Source organism: Paenibacillus sp. Dod16 (assembly GCF_049893405.1).
In the GTDB taxonomy this organism is placed as follows: Bacteria; Bacillota; Bacilli; order Paenibacillales; family Paenibacillaceae; genus Paenibacillus_AQ.
Genome location: NZ_JBNDYG010000032.1, coordinates 105,258 through 120,651, shown reverse-complemented (window position 1 = coordinate 120,651; position 15,394 = coordinate 105,258). Strand labels below are relative to the sequence as shown.

The window sequence follows — 15,394 nt, the reverse complement described above, 5'->3', positions numbered from 1 at the left end:
CCTCCCCTCAAGCTTCCCTGCAAAAGCCTATTATCTCTTCATGAACGAGCTCAGGCATCTCATGATTGATCGCATGGCCCGCGCCCGGAACGAGGCGGAACCGCATCCCATTCGCCTCCAGTCTGGCAACCGCCTTCGGATAGCAACTAAGCAGATCCTGCTCACCTATAACGAACAAGGTCTTGCTGCGTATAGTCTGAATGTCGGCAGACGAATGGATTGTAATGGCGTGTTTCATCATGGAGCGATTGTTAAAGTACTTCAGCAAGTAGACCCAGTGCTGCATAAGCTCCGGATGGTTCTCGAATGCATCTGCATTCGTACCGCACAGCTTGCGAAGCAGTTTACGCACACTCCGTTCTGAAGGAAACAGTGCTTCAGGCAGAAAAGCCCGCATCATTTTGCTCATCAGCTCAGATTGACTTCCGGCAATGCCGCCAGCCAAGCATACAATTTTTCTTACCCGATCCGGTCTGACAATGGCGTAATGATAGGCCAGATAAGCTCCATAGGATACGCCGGCAATATAGGTTGCGTCAACATTCATCGCCTCAAGGATCTCGTCCAACCATTTTGCCTGATTGAAGTCATGCGCATACCGGTCATTCGGCTCGCTTTTTCCCGAACCTCCGATATTATCCACGGCGATGATATGAAAGTTCCGGGATAACTCCGTCACATTATATATCCACATCATGGCGACGTTATCGCCCGTTCCATGCAATAACAGCAGCGGGGGAAGATCCGATGAACCTGCCGTTATTACGTGAGTCATCCCGTACGAGGTGGATATATGGTGCTGCTCGTAAGGTACCGTCCATCCTGCCATCAGGCGGTCATAGGATTCATAGACGAGCTTTTGTCCATTATCGCTTTTAAATCGCTTCAATTACTGCACCTCCAAGACACTGGACTTTACCCTTATTGCTAATTCTCATGGTATTCGGTATAAATATGAATCAATTCTTCCAGCTTATGTATCGTCCGATATGGCTTTATTTCTTCAGAGTAGTTCCAATTTCCATCTCGCGTAAACCATATGGGTTTGATTCCGCATTGCGCTGCTCCGATGATATCGTTATGCGGGTGGTCGCCGACGAACCACGTCTCTGTTGGCCGTACGTTTAGCAAATCTAAAGCCTTCCTATAGATCCTGGGATCCGGTTTTTTGACGCCAGCCTCTTCGGAAATCACGATGGAATCGAAGTACTCGCGTATACCCAATTGACGGATCTTCCCCTCTTGAACTTGGACGGTTCCATTCGAAATGATGCCAAGCCTCAGCCTCTTAAACTTCAAATGACGCAGTACGGGTAACAGCTGATCCATCGGCTGGATACAAAGCGGGATGGCTTCCCTGAAAAATGTCAGGTATTCATCGGCCGTAGGCGGATTCTCCCACGGAAGATGCTCGACCAGCATCTTATACACTTCACGCTTATCCCGGTAGCCGTTCTGATCCGCTTCCTTAAATCGCTTGGCTATCCTAAACTGAGCATCTTCATCGGAGTCTGGGAAATACCTGGCAATCAATCGCTCAATAAACGAGTCAATCGCCGACCGTTAGTGTCTCATCCAAATCAAAGATTATCGCTTTTAACGTCATAGGGGACCTGCTTTCTATCAGAAATGTGCCCGCTCTCCATTCGCTTTGATGAAAATATGTTCCGGATATTTTAAAGCCGTGGGTGGCAGCTGATCCTCCGGAAAGAATACGAGTTCAGCAAACTCGTCATTCTCAAGATCCAACTCTCCCGAAATGATGCGGCACTCAAACACAATCGTGAGGTACTCCACTTGATGTCCGTTGCTGTACGTATATCGGCGTTCTTTTCCACCATATACTCCAATGATTCGTTCAGGTACGATATCCAGCCCAGTTTCTTCCTTCGCTTCACGAACCATCGCCTCTGCCGGGGATTCTCCCAGCTCGATGGCACCGGCTACAAGTCCCCATACATCTTCGCGATGCTTTCTTCCAAATAAAACAAAATCCTGATCATTACGGATAATGCCCGCAACGGACGGCATGAATATTAACTGGTCTCCGATCTTTTCTCTTAGATCCTTATAGTAATCTGACATTCCCATGGTTTGATAGCTCCTTTGGATTCCTAATAAAATGGATAACTAGAATCTGTTCTCTATTATCAATGCCCTCATCGTATGTATCGCACTGATTAATGCATCTGTATCGCGTTGTCTACCTAATAAGGTTGTTGTCAATTCTATCAGTTCAAAGGCCTGCTCTACGCTAACCCACTTGATTTCCTGCGTTTCCTTATCATGATGGGTGCTCCAACCATCAGGGCTCATCAAAAAATACTTCGTCAAGCATGTATCCGATTCATATTCACCCGGAATGGCTGCGATAATGCTGCATTTATACCCTGTCTCCTCTAACACTTCCCGGGTTGCGGTTTCTTCTGGGGAGCTATCGCTTAATTCAGCACCGCCTTTGGCGAAGGTCCAAACATAGCCGCCCCAATGGCCGCGCGGACTTCTCATGAGAACCTCTTGATTCTGATTGAACACAATGCCTCCATAAGCATACTTGGATCTCCAGCTCAATTGGGCTCACTCCTTATGTAACTTCGCGTTTTCACGGTTCAATATGGATGTTATCTGCGCGATATGATGCTGGTTGTGCCACACGAATCGCTGCAGCGCGATATCCAGTGTAATGCTGCCGAGCACTTGAGTTCTCATGGTTCTTTTGAAATCCTCAGGCTGTAAGTCCTTAAGCAGTATAAGAAAACGAAAATGAAGTGTTTCGAGAAGCGTAAGCGAGTTCTCAATGGGAACCTCCGTGTAATCACTCAGTTCAGCCCATAAATCCTCCCGGTACGAGTTTGCCACCGGTTCCTCCTCGGTCAATGCACGTTTAAATCGCAAGTATGCGTTCATGTCGTTATCAGCCAGATGGTGTACGATTTGCTGAATGCTCCAGCCCTCTTCACGATAAGGCATAAGCAGCTGAGAAAGGGGGCATTTCATTATGATTTGCCGGAGCGTCGGTACGATTGAAGGTATCTGTTGTATAAACCTCTGCCTCTCCTCCAATGTCGGCTCCACCTTCGGTTCAAAGGAACCCAGGGGAAAACGGATGCTGGCCACTTCCTTACCTCCTCGATACATCATCGTATCCTTCCCATACGAAAGAACTGTGTTCCACAGCAAAAAATAATACGAAATAATCCGCTAAGCATTATGAATATGCGATGCCTTCGAAGTTAGAAGCAAAGACGGATGAAACAATGCAAGCGAGTACTGCACGCCATTCTTGAGATTCTCAACGATCTGTCTCATGACTTCGGTATCCCGGAATTTCATGCTGTTATCCGCCAAGACATCAGGCAGCGTGACCCAGCGGGCAGCTTTAATCTCGCCTGTACCAATTTGAAGCGAGCCTCCCACCACTTCTCCGGTAAAATGAAACATGATCACAGGGTGATTCAAACTGCTGATAAATGGATACACGCCTGTAGTGCCTGTCAAATGCACATCATATCCTGTCTCTTCCTTCACTTCTCTTATAGCCGCCTCGAACATAACTTCCCCAGGCTCGATGCGCCCTCCCGGGAAGTTCCAGGTATCCCGTACCGAAGGTTTATTTTCTTGGATGATAAGCACTTGATCCCCTTGAACAAGGGTCACGCTGACCACGAGCACAATTCCCTTTTCCGTCATATCCACATTCCTTTGCGTATGGTCTTAAATAAACAAAACCCACCTTTGGCGTTAACCATGAGGAGGGTTCTTGGATGAAATATCAACTGCTTTACATCATTCTACCGTTAACGGACATAACGCGCAATCGCGCGACGTTGTTACAACTTCAACTCAAATGACTCCCCTTTTCGCGCATAATGATCCAAGCTTGTCCATAAGGATCCATAAAATCCAGAAACCATGCGAAGCCTTCGTCCCGAATTTGCTCAATTCTCGCACTAGCGGCAGATAAAGTAGAGCTCAGTTCTACGATATCCCGATTGGTTTTGAATATAAATGATGCCTCTTGTCCAGACTCCAGCTCCCTTGCTTTCACGCATTCCAATATCAAATTCGGGCTGTTGTACAACGTTAACATATAGAAGCCTTCTTCCTGCATCAATATGTTGAATCCTAAATTTCGGGTATACCAGTCAGCCGCTGCATCAATGGTATCTTTTGTAAAGACCATACGGATGTCGTCCAATCCCTCAAGAACCGGAATGGGCTCCTCCGCAGGCTCCACATGCGGCATTGGGGCAGGCTTATAACCACCTTCAAGATAGAGGGCTTCGATCTCACGGTCCTGCATGGCACGATTATAGATTCGCAGGTCGTCGATACGCCCTTGGAAAAAGAAATACGGTTCATCGGTTGATTTTCTACCTACATACATCGGTTCTTTATTATAGGGTGTAAAACTGCCTGTACGCTCAGCAACGAGACGGCCATTGACAACCATTCGGTAACGGGATTTCTCATAGGTTATAACCACATGATACCAGTGCTCCTTCACGATCTTGGTGTTCATCGATAGATCCGGTTCTCTAAGGAAACCATGGAACGTAATATACTCATCCTTCGTGCTAAGCTGCATCGCCCGGTTCTGGTGATGGCCATCTTGCGAGACAATCGCGCTATGCCATCCACGGAGGATCTTGTGTGCATCATAATAACACCATACGGATACTGAAAAAGCATCATTCACAAGAATGGGCGGTTGATCGATCCGGACATAATGACTTCCGCCATCCAACACTAAAGCCCCGCCCTTCCGGCCAAAGCGGTCTTCGCCATAATTCCCGCCTTCTAGTCGCCCATGATGTCCCTCCCCGCTGGTATCTCTCACATCGCCGTCGAACAAATACTCAAGTACGAGTCCTTTTCGTAAATCGATGTTATGGACAGTCCTGCCAAAAAGCTCATCGATCGTGACCCCGAATACATCTGCCAGTATCGGAATCAGTAAAATATCCGGGCAAGATTGTCCATTCTCCCATTTACTTACGGCTTGATAGCTGACACCGAGTCTGTTAGCCAATAGCTCCTGTGTGATGCCGAGCTGTTTTCGCAGCCTGCCAATATTGTTACCAATCACGCCGTTTGCCTGATTCATCAATCCAGACACCACGCTTTCCATGAGATGCCTCTACTATACACAACAACCTCACGAAAAAACATAACGCGGAAGTAGAGCAAGCTAACATGCACTCAACCTCTGGTTGAGTGCATGCTTTGTCCATCTTCACGTGAGATTAAGGATCTTAGATCGTAACGATCGCATGATCAATATATCCTTCTTTCCCGCGTAGCCCCCTCAAGCCACGAGATAAGCCCTATTTGGCTAACGTAGATTTCGTTTTGCACCACAATATAAGGAAACGACACCTCCTCGGAGTCACCCTGCGCTCTTAGCGCATTCTCGGATGAGATGATACTTTTCACCTGAGACTCGGTAAGGTTCAAGAATTCGGCCGTTTGTTCAAGGGTCATTAATGGGCTATCCGTTTGCATCGAATAGGCTTCATCCGTTACAGCTGGCACAGACTTTACACCCTCAGTCCTCTGAAGTATAAAACTTGCCATTACGATGGATATCCCGATAATCAAAGAGCAGATCAATGCGCTATAATTCAATGGCTTCAAACCATATCACCTCGATTCCTAAATGGTATATTCCGGATATAMTCATCCATTTCCTCCACGATTACCCAAAAGGAAAGCAAAAACCTAAAATATTGTAAATACGCAGCCAACTAAAAATAAGATATGATATGGGCAAATCAGGAAGGGAGGACAGGATACATCTACTTAACGTCCAATTTAGAAGGAATCACTTCTTGCACATGACAAAGGAGGAACTTTAATGAGAATCCCCAAAATCACCAGCCTGTTCATGATGCTAACATTTCTGACGACGGCGTCGCTCTCCCCTTCCGGCGAGTTGGGGAGTACCGCGGAAGCAACGCCTGGGCCTTTGCGTGTTATGAGCTTCAACCTGCGTTATGCCGCCAATGACAGTCAACCTTGGGAGAAACGCCGCCCTGTCACCAAGAATCTCATCCTGGAGCATAAACCGGACGTCATCGGAACGCAGGAAGGGCTTCACCGGCAAATCCTCGATCTGGAGAATGATCTGCCGGGATATGGTCGGATTGGAGTCGGACGTGAAGGCGGGAGCTTAGGCGAGTATATGGCGATCTTTTATAATACGGAACGACTGAAGCCATTGGAACAGTCTCACTTCTGGCTGTCCGATACGCCGCAGACGATCAGCTCCGCCAGCTGGGGGAACCAGATTCCGCGGATGGCAACCTGGGTTCGCTTCCAGGATCTTCAGAACGGCAAAACCTTTTATATAGTCAACACGCATCTGGATCACCAATCCGAGGTTTCCCGGCAGAAGAGCGCCGAACTCATTGTCGACAAAATGAAGGCTTTTGCCTCGGATATCCCCGTTGTCGTAACCGGCGATTTCAATACCCGGCCGGGAAGCGATACGTATTCAATTTTTACAAGCAACGGGATGTCGGATGGACATGTCACCGCCAAGAAACGCACCAACGATGACCTGGGAACCTTTCATAATTACAAGGACCCTACGGGCGGCGGCGGCGGAAACCGGATCGACTGGATTCTGCACAGCCAGAGCTGGAATGTCCTGCACAGCGAGATTATTAATTACAATGAAATCGGCCAATACCCTAGCGATCATTATCCCGTCATGATGGAAGGTACCCTGCAAAAATCCGATAAAACCACCGAAGAAACGGTACCTAAGCTGCCCTTGACCACCGCCCTGCACATCACCGAGGTGGTCGCTAACTCGAACGAGCAAGGTAATTACAATTATGTGGAGATTTACAACCCCACGGATCGGGAAATCGACCTGGAAGGATATCAAATCTACTATTATTACGACCCTGCTCTTCCGTTTGACAAATCCAAGTCCAACCGCTGGACCATTACGAAGGATCGCTACAGCACGGACACCATCATCCGTCCTAATGAAACCAAGGTGATCTGGATCAAGAAGCAGCCTTGCTGTTACGACCTGAGCATGGAGCAGTTCCTTGCCAACTATAATGCTGATGGCGAAGATTTCTCACCGTCTCAACTGCTGGCCGTCTTCACGCCGGGCAACAATCAGGGCCTGAACGGAACCTCCACCAGCGGACGCTCTTTGGGCATTTCAGCGCCATCCGGCACGCATCTTATCGGCGTACAGTTCAATAACGGGCAGCTGGATGCCGGGGTTAATGAATCGATCACGTATCGAGAGCCCGAGCCGCTGACGAGCATGATGCAGAAAAAAGAAACCCACCAGGTCCCTTCCCCAGGTCAACCGTAAAATAAAAGTCCCCCTTGATCGCTGGATACCCCAGCTAAGGGGGACTTGCTTATTAGATCGATGTAGCTTTATATTGAACCGCCAAACACTGCTTCGCGATATAAAAAATTTGACCCATATGCTCCGAATAATGCGTGGCGCATTGATGCAGTATGTCGAGATTGCTTCGTTCTTTACCGCGTACCTGTTGAACCTGTTCAAAGTCCGCACTCGACATGGATTTTACCGTATCGATCAGGAACTGAAACCGATTCTTTACAATCTGAATCAGATCATCCCGGCTGACAAAAACCTGCGTCAGCTCTTCCTCCCGGTTTCGCGTGATGTCTTTGTGCAGAATCCCTTTCATGACCCGCTCTTGAATGTTGCCTTCGATGTGCCTGATCAACGTCGAAATGCTCAGACTGGAATGGTTGGGCCGCCAATTGACTTGCTCATCGTTTAACTGCACCAGCACTTTTAAGGTACGGCTGCGGATGTTTTCAAATTTGTCCTCCAGCCACTTCCGGTTGAACTCATGATCCATAACGCAACACTCCTTTTTCGGTATGATAAACGACTTGACGTCACTTCTTCATGGCTTTCCAGATGTATTTGTGTTCACGGACTCCAAGCTGCCCGTCGATCTGATTCTCCCGTATCTTGGCCTCGAGTTCACCCTTCATTTCCGGCAAAGTGAAATCGGGATTACCCGGCACATCCGACAGAAACAATGCAAATTCGCGGGCATTCGGGAAGTAAGTAATCGCTTCATTATACTCCTCAATCTCGACATTCATGTAGCCATTCTCCGACAATCGCCTTCGTACGGCAGTCACATCATTATGTATGCCGATAATGGTGCCGCCTGAAGCTAATATCCTGGGATGTTCGAGGATCGAGGTGGGACCTCTGCGGTCATAGATGAGATCAAACTGGGCGTGTTGAAAGGGCAACTCGGTCTTCGTTGTGGCAAACACAAATTCCACATTACCGATTCCGCTGCTTTCGAGTAAGGATTGGGAGATTCGGATCATCTCCGCGGAGTTGTCAAAACCAATGATGTTCTTAGCATGTCTGGACATCCGGAGCGTGAACTCGCCATGCCCGCAGCCTGCATCCAGCACCGATTGAAACTGCGGCAGCATCTCCACTAACCGCTCCTCAAACACCTCTTCCGCCGACCGGCCGACGACGGTACACACCGCTCTTCCTTTGTAGCCGCCATTTCTTCGTGCGATCATGTCATACCAGTCTATTCCCATACATACCTCCTCCGTCATAGGCTGCATTGCATCCACTATCCAAGATAGCCGAAATCTGTTATTACATGGTCATGAAAGAAGCCAATAGGCACCAATTTAACCGCTATATATCTAATGACTTAAAATATTACCATTTTGTTCCGTAATGTCAACGGTTACATTGAAAAAAATCCGTCAAAATCATACCTTTCATGGTCGATATTCCGATATTCTTCTCCTCTTCATCCAATACGTTCAAACCAGAGCTGTGCGCAGGTCAACTCTTTATTGCTGTGTAAATATTCATAAAACATTGCTCCTGTCATAATTTGTCGTCTACAATGGAGGAATATTAATCCAATACATAGATACATACAGGAGGATTTCATGATTCTAAAAAGGTGGCGTCGATTATTATCTTTTACCCTCATTCTATCGTTGTGCATGACATCCATGGCAAGCGCGGCGGAAACCAGTCAAGCCAAATATGGCTGGGCCAATGAATCCGTAGATTTCCTTAGATCTCATGGTGTTTTTGAAAATATGGAGCATCGGACAAAAACTTTAGGCAGGATGGTAACCAAATCCGATCTCACGCTCATGGTTCATCGGCTGTTTACCGATTTACGGGTCGAAAGCGATAAGAACATCAAGATACCCGGGGTCCCAAATGGACATCCCTCCTACCAGATGTTTAAAGATGTATACGGCAGCATACCGTCGGCGCCGAGCGGATTAATTGCCGCCGCCGACAAAATCAATTATCATGACGAAACCTTCAAGTTTATACCGGAGAAAGTGTTAACACGCTGGGACTTATTGATTACGCTGAATGCGCTGTTCGATGATATTGGATATTCTGTGGAGGTGTTGGAAAGTGAGGAGATTGCCAGGCTGCGGGAGATCAAAGATCTTCCCAAAAGGTATTTCAATTCCTACAACCAATACGAAAAATGGAAGTACGCCTATCAACCATTGGCACCCGAAATCGGATTGATGCAAGACAAAAAATGGGGGCCTTCCTTAGCCTCCGATCTCGATTACGTTAAAGCTTATGCGCTGCTCGGCTTTGCCGAGGCCGGCATCATGAAACCTGACGCGAAAGGGCATTTTCGTCCGAATCAAAAGGTAACGTTAGCCGAAACCGCGGTCATCCTGCATCGCATATACGATTATTATGATGGCAGCGACTATGTCCGGGAACCATCGGCAGATGATCTCATCCCGAATGGCACTAGAAACTTTATCTATGCGGGATCTCCGTCTGGACACGGAGAAAGTCCGGTTGCTGACTTTGCTTTAGTAAATCCCGATTCCGTACCGGAATTCTATCTGGCCGTGAAGGCTTCAGAGAAAATCGACTTGCAGATCAACATGAACGGGGAGCCATCCTTTTATACTTACGAACAATTAAGCAACCCTAAGCAGCCTGTTCGAATTGCTTTGAATGGCGCATCCTATGCGGAGTTCATTCCCATTATCCGAAGCAAGGGTCAGAAAGCCACCGATGACAATAATAACATTAAGGTTATGTATTATTATTCTGATACATTCCAGGACTTCACCCAATTATTGGGGTTTGAAGCCGATCTCTAGATAGGCTACTAAACGGGAGTGCAGAACTGTCACAAACAGTAGGCACTCCCTTTTTATCGTATGCAAGACAGATTCATGTTCTTAAAATGTTTGCCTTCCCGCTTTGCAGATCCTCAAATACCGGTCTTTGCACAGAGCTGATATCCTCTAGATCAATCTCATGCAATGCCTTGAATTCCAACTGCAACGACTCGTTGTTCACATCGTGATAAATAAGGATTCGGCCTTGCTCCTCCGTCTTCCCTTCCAATTCCACCGTCGCGTTAAAAATAAACATGACAAACACGACCTCGTTTCCGTCCGGGTATCGATACTGCATTCTGGGTCCGCTATAAACACCATAGAGTTCATGATCGCGGACGACCAGCCCCGTTTCTTCGAGCACTTCCCGTCTCATCGTCTCTTCCACGGATTCTCCGGCTTCCATACCGCCACCGGGAAGTCCCCAATTGCCGTAATCCGAGCGTCTCTGAAGCAATATTCGCCCATGATGATCCCGGATGATGGCGCCGCCAGTCACTACGATTTTCATATCAGCATCATCCTCTCCGCACACTTGTAGGCTGAGGGTTTACAGCATTAGCTTTGCTACCGATTCACCCTCCGACCACGGCATGACGCCGATTTCCTCAAAACCCGCTTTGACATAAAGCTGCCTGGCCTGTTCGTTCTTCGGATCAAAGCTTATCATAAGGACATCCGTCCGGTCAGGTTTGTTTCGGATTTCTTCAATTATGTCTCGCAAAGCCGCTTTACCGTAACCCTTCCCTTGAAAATTACCGTCGATCATCAAACGGTAAATCCAGTAGTTCCCGTCATCGGAGTCCAAGCCATATAACGCGAATCCGACCATCGTCTCTTCCTTATAAATGGCCATTGCTTCAAAATGTTCAAGAAATTGAGACTGGGCAATCGAATACAGATTGGAGGCGATAAAGCCTTCTTGCTCCGGCTTCGCTTTCAGTTTAATGCATTCGGTCCAATTATCCTTATCAATGGGCTGCAATCTAATCATATCAAGCTCCTTTGGATGGTTGTTGGTTTTAATACATGCCTACACCAAATGCTTTATCAAATAATAATGCTGATGCCCTCTTGGGGCATCGTCGATACGTGCAATCTCTTGAAATCCATGCTTTTGATAGAACAGTGGCGCTTGAAAGCTGAACGTATTGAGCTTGATGAAGGTGCATTTCTTTTCCCTGGCTATCTTCTCGATCTCCTGTAACAATCTTGAACCGTAGCCCCGCCCCCGGGATCGATCATCCACCCATAGAATATCGACCTCAATCCAATTCCAGCAAAACACGCTATTGATCCCGCCTGCGATATCACCATTCTCATTCTTTATATGTAAGTTGATCTCCTCGTAATTCTGCTGCAAATCTTCTGCAATATGCTGTGCATTATATTGAATCAGGTTCGTCCGTACCGCAAGCGCTTCTTCCGGACTGCTTCGTTTGATGTTGATTTCTGACACTCGCTCACTCCCTTTTCTCAGTACACTAAACCAAATAATACCATGTGGAGGAACCCTATTTCCGGGATTAAACAACTATAGATAAACTCTTCCTGCCTTCCGACCAATACAAGAGGTGGTGCTAATACAGTTTGGAACGATCAACTCAGGTGCACCTGAGTTCCATCTGCTCAATCAACTATGATCCTCTATCACTGCTACCTTATCGTCTCTAAACGCAAATACGGACTTTCCCTTCAGATGAATCTTCTCGCCGGCCTTCATACCGTTGGGGAGATCTTTAGCAAGAATACCCTCGTAGTCGATCTCAACCTGAGTCTTGTCATCTTCGAACGAATAACCAATGATCGTCTGACACCGATAGGAGAATAACGACTTGGACTGTTCGGCGATCTCTCGAAATTCCTCGATTCCTTTGGTCTCCACGTCGATTGATCCGCTTGATATGTTTCTGAACTCGATCTTCTCATGCAGAAGAGCAATCATCCCCTCGATATCAAAAGAATTATAGGCTCTCACATACTCATTAATCATGTCCTTCATTTTCATAGAATTCACACCACATCTCCCCTTCCGTCAGTTTGGGTTGCAACCACGATCTTAAAAAACTCCGCCTTTACTGTGCACACTTCATAGCAGATTATCATTTAATATACTGACTCTACTATAGTAAAAGGAGTGATTCAAATGGGTCGTGTCAGTGCTGTTCCAGAGCCGGATTTAGTATTAATCTACTGGTCAAGAAACCCTCTCGTTGCGGGTTCCCCGCGTAGAATCGTTGCTGCTCGTGTCATTGGCAATGCTTCTCCTTGCCGAGCTGATTTGACGCCGAATGCATTGCTAAGAACTGCCTTAGCCTGTTTGCTGGATAATGATGTAGGTTTCAAAATCGTATTCCGCCAAAGAACATCCAGCATTAGCGGTTACCTGTTATTACAGCGTAATTAATGGATTTCAGAAGGAGCGGCGATCATGCTGCTTCTTTTTTTTAGCTCTTTTCATGAATACTGTTAGAAGCTTGCAAGCAAGCCAATTTCGCCACAACGTAAAGCTGTGAGCATAAGAAAACCAGTTGCTATTGAGCAACTGGTTCAACATAAATACTTAACTTGGGTAGTTGTTTAACCAATTGAGTGCTTGTTTATAATCATCAAAAAATTTAACGGATTCTTTGGTGTTGGATTGCTGCAGGTAATTCATGATCTCCCCTTCTTCAAGAAGAAACGCAATGGCCTTGCTATGATTCAGGAAAGTGTCATTGAAGAACTTTTCTTTCCATACTTTTTGAACGGAGAAGTGGTTTGGGGTATATCCTTTTCTATCCACCAACAATTTGTATTTCAGTCCCTTACCAATAAACTGCTGACATGAATTTTCAAAGCCATTAAACCATTCAATAACATCATCCGTGTTTATCTTCCCTATCAGATGAGTAACAATTAAATCTCCAGTAACAACAGTACTGATATTCTTATCATTCAAAGTGGAATCATCTCCCTTAGTTTCTATTATGCGTAAACTTCCTATAAAATCAATGCAAAACTAAAACTTATTCTTACATATACTGGAAGTTTGGATTGCCCAGGAAATATCAATGCTCGTGACAGCTTTTCGAAATAAAAAAAAGCTCACAGGGCATTCCTTTCACCCTGCAAGCTTCCTCGTACTAACCTCTATTCACCTTTTTCATATCTAAGCCATATCTCTATCTCTTTTATCTCTATATTTATTTCAATTGGGCAACACTTACAGCAACCTTCTCCAGCTGTGCTCTACTTAAGGAATGATCCGGTGAGCTGATTGTCACAAAACGATCATCGATCTGAAAGCCCAGCATGTCCGTATCATCCGGTGTATACCATTTCGCTTTAACCCCATTGGACAATGTAACCGATTTGCTGTCATATCCATGAGAATAGTCTCTTGGGGAGATATATACCGTCATGTGTTTGAATAACATGTTAACGCCATCTTCCGATGCGCCTGTCTTTTGATACACATCGCCTTTTACCATCTGAGTTGGAGCATACGGCGATTGAAAACCATCAAATTTGGCGAATGCGCTTTTGATTTCTTTTCGCTCGGCATCACTGTATTTTACGTTGGTCAGCTCGGTCGTCTGACCGTTTCCAGGATTACTTCCGATCAGCACCTGGTTATTCTTCGCATCGTACTGCACGGGTACATCCAGCACATCGGCCATGGCGCGAACCGGCAGGTATGTCGTATTCTGATACGTGATCGGAGTCAATTTTTTGCCTGTGTTATATACGACTCCGTCCACTTTGATACCGATGCTGTGATTCAGGTAAGCCGAGATTTTCTCCAGGTTGGCTCCCGCATAGACACCTGCTGCTCCCGTTAATGTCATTCCCAGCACGGCAACCGCCACGATTGTTTTTTTCAACGGTTTCATTTCATCCATTCCCCTCGTTGTCTCACCAACCTTCCAAGTCGATGAGTCATAGTATGAAGCTCGATATCTTTATTTAAAATCGATGACATACGTCACTATCAACGCTTCTTTATCGTCAATCGTAATTCCCAGTCTTTTTCCAGATGGACTCCAAGTCAGCGGGTAGACCGGATGGGCCGATGGATGCACCGCCGAATAATAGGGCGCCATCCAGCTTACCTTTCCTGAAGCCGTATCAAATACATACACTCCGTTCATCCCGCTTTCATTCTCTGAATATACATCAAAGGCTAATCTGGCAGAATCCGGTGACCAGGACGGGTAAGAAATCAGATTGCCTTTTCCGATAAGGGATCCTTGCAAGCTGCCGGCTGCGTCATAGATCAGTAAATTGCTGCCTGAGTTCCCTTCCGTGTTGGTCGCTGTGGAGACGGCAATGTACTCTCCATCCGGCGAGATGGTGAAGCTCCATACATTTTCAATAAGCTGTACCGGCTTCGATTGCCCCGGTTCAACGACCTTCAGCACCTGGTTTACATCGATATAATAGATCCGGCCTTTACTCGCTCCGAACTGGTTGTAGACTTCAACATCCTCATCCTCAATGGCTATGGTAGTATAAGTCCCGTCCGTTGAAATGAGACGAATATCGCCTTTGCCGCTCATGGAGCCTGCTGCAAGAACATAGGTGTCTGTATCCAGCCACCCCCCAACCTCCATGTAATTGTCGCCTTCAACCGGTATGCTCTTGCCTGTACTCAGGTCCTTCAGGAAATTATCAGCCGTATACTTATCCCTCCATTTCTGAACAAAGCTATATTTACCGTCCGGCGAGATTTCTTCTTTGACAAGATGTTCGCCTGGATGCGACTCTTCATGATTCGTGAGCTCACGCCGCTCACCTGTACTTACGTTCACTGCTTCGGAGGAATAAGCATATTGCGGTTCTTCCGTTTCGGTCGCTTCCTTGATCAGCTTGGTTGTAAGCACCTTGACCTCATTCTCCGACAGCCATGTCTCAATGTTCGACGAGGCGATCCGGTGCGTCTGATTCACAACGACTTCCTGACTGGATGGACCACTCCCTCCTTCTACAACCGTAAGTTTGCGCTCTCCTGATGCCGTCTCTCCAGCATTCGATACAGGGGGCTGACCGATTATATTGTTGCCTGGCTCCACGATGGTCAGCCGATCCTGGGATTGGCAAGCCGTCAGGGCTGCAGCAATAACAACAGCAGACATCAGCTTGACCCCATACTTACCTACTCTGTTTCTCATAACAGGTTCCTCCCAATGGCATATCCCCCAAGGCGCTTCGGCAGCTGCACAGAATGTGT

20 protein-coding genes are annotated in these 15,394 nt (G+C 46.7%); 3 read left to right on the top strand and 17 right to left on the bottom strand.

What is annotated here, in order from left to right; translation table 11 throughout:
- Positions 1 to 7: 7 nt before the first annotated feature.
- The 8 genes from ACPV3A_RS22580 to ACPV3A_RS22545 all read right to left on the bottom strand — a co-directional run bounded on the left by ACPV3A_RS22580 (position 8) and on the right by ACPV3A_RS22545 (position 5,535).
- Positions 8 to 889, bottom strand: coding sequence for an alpha/beta fold hydrolase (locus ACPV3A_RS22580; protein ID WP_426201297.1), 882 nt, complete (start codon positions 887 to 889; stop codon positions 8 to 10).
- A gap of 38 nt (positions 890 to 927) precedes the next feature.
- The gene (locus tag ACPV3A_RS22575; protein ID WP_426201320.1) at positions 928 to 1,422 is read right to left on the bottom strand and encodes an HAD family hydrolase; all 495 of its coding nucleotides are present in this window, start codon (positions 1,420 to 1,422) and stop codon (positions 928 to 930) included.
- A 201-nt stretch (positions 1,423 to 1,623) separates the two neighbouring features.
- Positions 1,624 to 2,091 carry an NUDIX domain-containing protein gene (locus tag ACPV3A_RS22570; protein WP_216530049.1) on the bottom strand — a complete coding sequence of 156 codons (468 nt, stop codon included), beginning with the start codon at positions 2,089 to 2,091 and terminating at the stop codon, positions 1,624 to 1,626.
- Between the two features lie 39 nt (positions 2,092 to 2,130).
- Positions 2,131 to 2,571: an NUDIX hydrolase gene (locus tag ACPV3A_RS22565; RefSeq protein ID WP_220684453.1), complete on the bottom strand. Its 441-nt coding sequence runs from the start codon at positions 2,569 to 2,571 to the stop codon at positions 2,131 to 2,133.
- 6 nt (positions 2,572 to 2,577) lie between these two features.
- On the bottom strand, positions 2,578 to 3,141 hold the full coding sequence (locus ACPV3A_RS22560; protein ID WP_426201294.1) for a YfiT family bacillithiol transferase: 564 nt from the start codon (positions 3,139 to 3,141) through the stop codon (positions 2,578 to 2,580).
- Positions 3,142 to 3,201: 60 nt separating this feature from the next.
- Positions 3,202 to 3,690, bottom strand: coding sequence for an NUDIX hydrolase (locus ACPV3A_RS22555; protein ID WP_426201292.1), 489 nt, complete (start codon positions 3,688 to 3,690; stop codon positions 3,202 to 3,204).
- A 148-nt stretch (positions 3,691 to 3,838) separates the two neighbouring features.
- Positions 3,839 to 5,131 (bottom strand): LamG-like jellyroll fold domain-containing protein, encoded by a 1,293-nt coding sequence (locus ACPV3A_RS22550; protein ID WP_426201290.1) that lies wholly within the window; start codon positions 5,129 to 5,131, stop codon positions 3,839 to 3,841.
- A 146-nt stretch (positions 5,132 to 5,277) separates the two neighbouring features.
- Positions 5,278 to 5,535 (bottom strand): hypothetical protein, encoded by a 258-nt coding sequence (locus ACPV3A_RS22545; protein ID WP_426201288.1) that lies wholly within the window; start codon positions 5,533 to 5,535, stop codon positions 5,278 to 5,280.
- Between the two features lie 322 nt (positions 5,536 to 5,857).
- On the opposite strand from ACPV3A_RS22545, the gene ACPV3A_RS22540 reads away from it, so the two are divergent.
- The gene (locus ACPV3A_RS22540) at positions 5,858 to 7,342 is read left to right on the top strand and encodes an endonuclease/exonuclease/phosphatase family protein (RefSeq protein WP_426201286.1); all 1,485 of its coding nucleotides are present in this window, start codon (positions 5,858 to 5,860) and stop codon (positions 7,340 to 7,342) included.
- 52 nt (positions 7,343 to 7,394) lie between these two features.
- Here the strand turns inward: ACPV3A_RS22540 and ACPV3A_RS22535 are convergent, their stop codons facing one another.
- Both ACPV3A_RS22535 and ACPV3A_RS22530 read right to left on the bottom strand, forming a co-directional pair.
- The gene (locus ACPV3A_RS22535) at positions 7,395 to 7,868 is read right to left on the bottom strand and encodes a DinB family protein (RefSeq protein WP_194543744.1); all 474 of its coding nucleotides are present in this window, start codon (positions 7,866 to 7,868) and stop codon (positions 7,395 to 7,397) included.
- A 40-nt stretch (positions 7,869 to 7,908) separates the two neighbouring features.
- On the bottom strand, positions 7,909 to 8,586 hold the full coding sequence (locus ACPV3A_RS22530; RefSeq protein WP_339294476.1) for a class I SAM-dependent methyltransferase: 678 nt from the start codon (positions 8,584 to 8,586) through the stop codon (positions 7,909 to 7,911).
- Positions 8,587 to 8,952: 366 nt separating this feature from the next.
- On the opposite strand from ACPV3A_RS22530, the gene ACPV3A_RS22525 reads away from it, so the two are divergent.
- Entirely contained in the window at positions 8,953 to 10,161 is a 1,209-nt protein-coding gene (locus ACPV3A_RS22525) for an S-layer homology domain-containing protein (RefSeq protein WP_426201283.1), read from the top strand.
- 73 nt (positions 10,162 to 10,234) lie between these two features.
- Here the strand turns inward: ACPV3A_RS22525 and ACPV3A_RS22520 are convergent, their stop codons facing one another.
- From ACPV3A_RS22520 to ACPV3A_RS22505, 4 genes are all read right to left on the bottom strand, one after another.
- The gene (locus ACPV3A_RS22520; RefSeq protein WP_426201281.1) at positions 10,235 to 10,693 is read right to left on the bottom strand and encodes an NUDIX domain-containing protein; all 459 of its coding nucleotides are present in this window, start codon (positions 10,691 to 10,693) and stop codon (positions 10,235 to 10,237) included.
- Between the two features lie 39 nt (positions 10,694 to 10,732).
- Entirely contained in the window at positions 10,733 to 11,176 is a 444-nt protein-coding gene (locus tag ACPV3A_RS22515) for a GNAT family N-acetyltransferase (RefSeq protein ID WP_220684445.1), read from the bottom strand.
- A gap of 39 nt (positions 11,177 to 11,215) precedes the next feature.
- Positions 11,216 to 11,641, bottom strand: coding sequence for a GNAT family N-acetyltransferase (locus tag ACPV3A_RS22510; protein WP_426201279.1), 426 nt, complete (start codon positions 11,639 to 11,641; stop codon positions 11,216 to 11,218).
- Between the two features lie 174 nt (positions 11,642 to 11,815).
- Positions 11,816 to 12,199: a nuclear transport factor 2 family protein gene (locus ACPV3A_RS22505; RefSeq protein ID WP_426201277.1), complete on the bottom strand. Its 384-nt coding sequence runs from the start codon at positions 12,197 to 12,199 to the stop codon at positions 11,816 to 11,818.
- A 129-nt stretch (positions 12,200 to 12,328) separates the two neighbouring features.
- On the opposite strand from ACPV3A_RS22505, the gene ACPV3A_RS22500 reads away from it, so the two are divergent.
- On the top strand, positions 12,329 to 12,589 hold the full coding sequence (locus ACPV3A_RS22500) for a hypothetical protein (protein ID WP_426201275.1): 261 nt from the start codon (positions 12,329 to 12,331) through the stop codon (positions 12,587 to 12,589).
- Positions 12,590 to 12,745: 156 nt separating this feature from the next.
- Here the strand turns inward: ACPV3A_RS22500 and ACPV3A_RS22495 are convergent, their stop codons facing one another.
- From ACPV3A_RS22495 to ACPV3A_RS22485, 3 genes are all read right to left on the bottom strand, one after another.
- Positions 12,746 to 13,177, bottom strand: a complete 432-nt coding sequence (locus tag ACPV3A_RS22495) for an STAS/SEC14 domain-containing protein (protein ID WP_426201318.1) — start codon at positions 13,175 to 13,177, stop codon at positions 12,746 to 12,748.
- Positions 13,178 to 13,367: 190 nt separating this feature from the next.
- A complete protein-coding gene (locus ACPV3A_RS22490; protein ID WP_426201273.1) occupies positions 13,368 to 14,057 on the bottom strand; it encodes a stalk domain-containing protein in 690 nt (229 codons plus the stop codon).
- Between the two features lie 69 nt (positions 14,058 to 14,126).
- Entirely contained in the window at positions 14,127 to 15,335 is a 1,209-nt protein-coding gene (locus tag ACPV3A_RS22485; RefSeq protein ID WP_426201271.1) for a WD40 repeat domain-containing protein, read from the bottom strand.
- Positions 15,336 to 15,394: the final 59 nt, after the last annotated feature.

Coding starts and splice junctions, on each gene's coding strand:
- ACPV3A_RS22575 (WP_426201320.1), bottom strand. CDS start 1,422: ATGCTGGTCGAGCATCTTCCGTGGGAGAATCCGCCTACGGCCGATGAA.
- ACPV3A_RS22570 (WP_216530049.1), bottom strand. CDS start 2,091: ATGGGAATGTCAGATTACTATAAGGATCTAAGAGAAAAGATCGGAGAC.
- ACPV3A_RS22560 (WP_426201294.1), bottom strand. CDS start 3,141: ATGATGTATCGAGGAGGTAAGGAAGTGGCCAGCATCCGTTTTCCCCTG.
- ACPV3A_RS22555 (WP_426201292.1), bottom strand. CDS start 3,690: ATGACGGAAAAGGGAATTGTGCTCGTGGTCAGCGTGACCCTTGTTCAA.
- ACPV3A_RS22550 (WP_426201290.1), bottom strand. CDS start 5,131: ATGGAAAGCGTGGTGTCTGGATTGATGAATCAGGCAAACGGCGTGATT.
- ACPV3A_RS22540 (WP_426201286.1), top strand. CDS start 5,858: ATGAGAATCCCCAAAATCACCAGCCTGTTCATGATGCTAACATTTCTG.
- ACPV3A_RS22535 (WP_194543744.1), bottom strand. CDS start 7,868: ATGGATCATGAGTTCAACCGGAAGTGGCTGGAGGACAAATTTGAAAAC.
- ACPV3A_RS22530 (WP_339294476.1), bottom strand. CDS start 8,586: ATGGGAATAGACTGGTATGACATGATCGCACGAAGAAATGGCGGCTAC.
- ACPV3A_RS22525 (WP_426201283.1), top strand. CDS start 8,953: ATGATTCTAAAAAGGTGGCGTCGATTATTATCTTTTACCCTCATTCTA.
- ACPV3A_RS22520 (WP_426201281.1), bottom strand. CDS start 10,693: ATGAAAATCGTAGTGACTGGCGGCGCCATCATCCGGGATCATCATGGG.
- ACPV3A_RS22515 (WP_220684445.1), bottom strand. CDS start 11,176: ATGATTAGATTGCAGCCCATTGATAAGGATAATTGGACCGAATGCATT.
- ACPV3A_RS22500 (WP_426201275.1), top strand. CDS start 12,329: ATGGGTCGTGTCAGTGCTGTTCCAGAGCCGGATTTAGTATTAATCTAC.
- ACPV3A_RS22490 (WP_426201273.1), bottom strand. CDS start 14,057: ATGAAACCGTTGAAAAAAACAATCGTGGCGGTTGCCGTGCTGGGAATG.
- ACPV3A_RS22485 (WP_426201271.1), bottom strand. CDS start 15,335: ATGAGAAACAGAGTAGGTAAGTATGGGGTCAAGCTGATGTCTGCTGTT.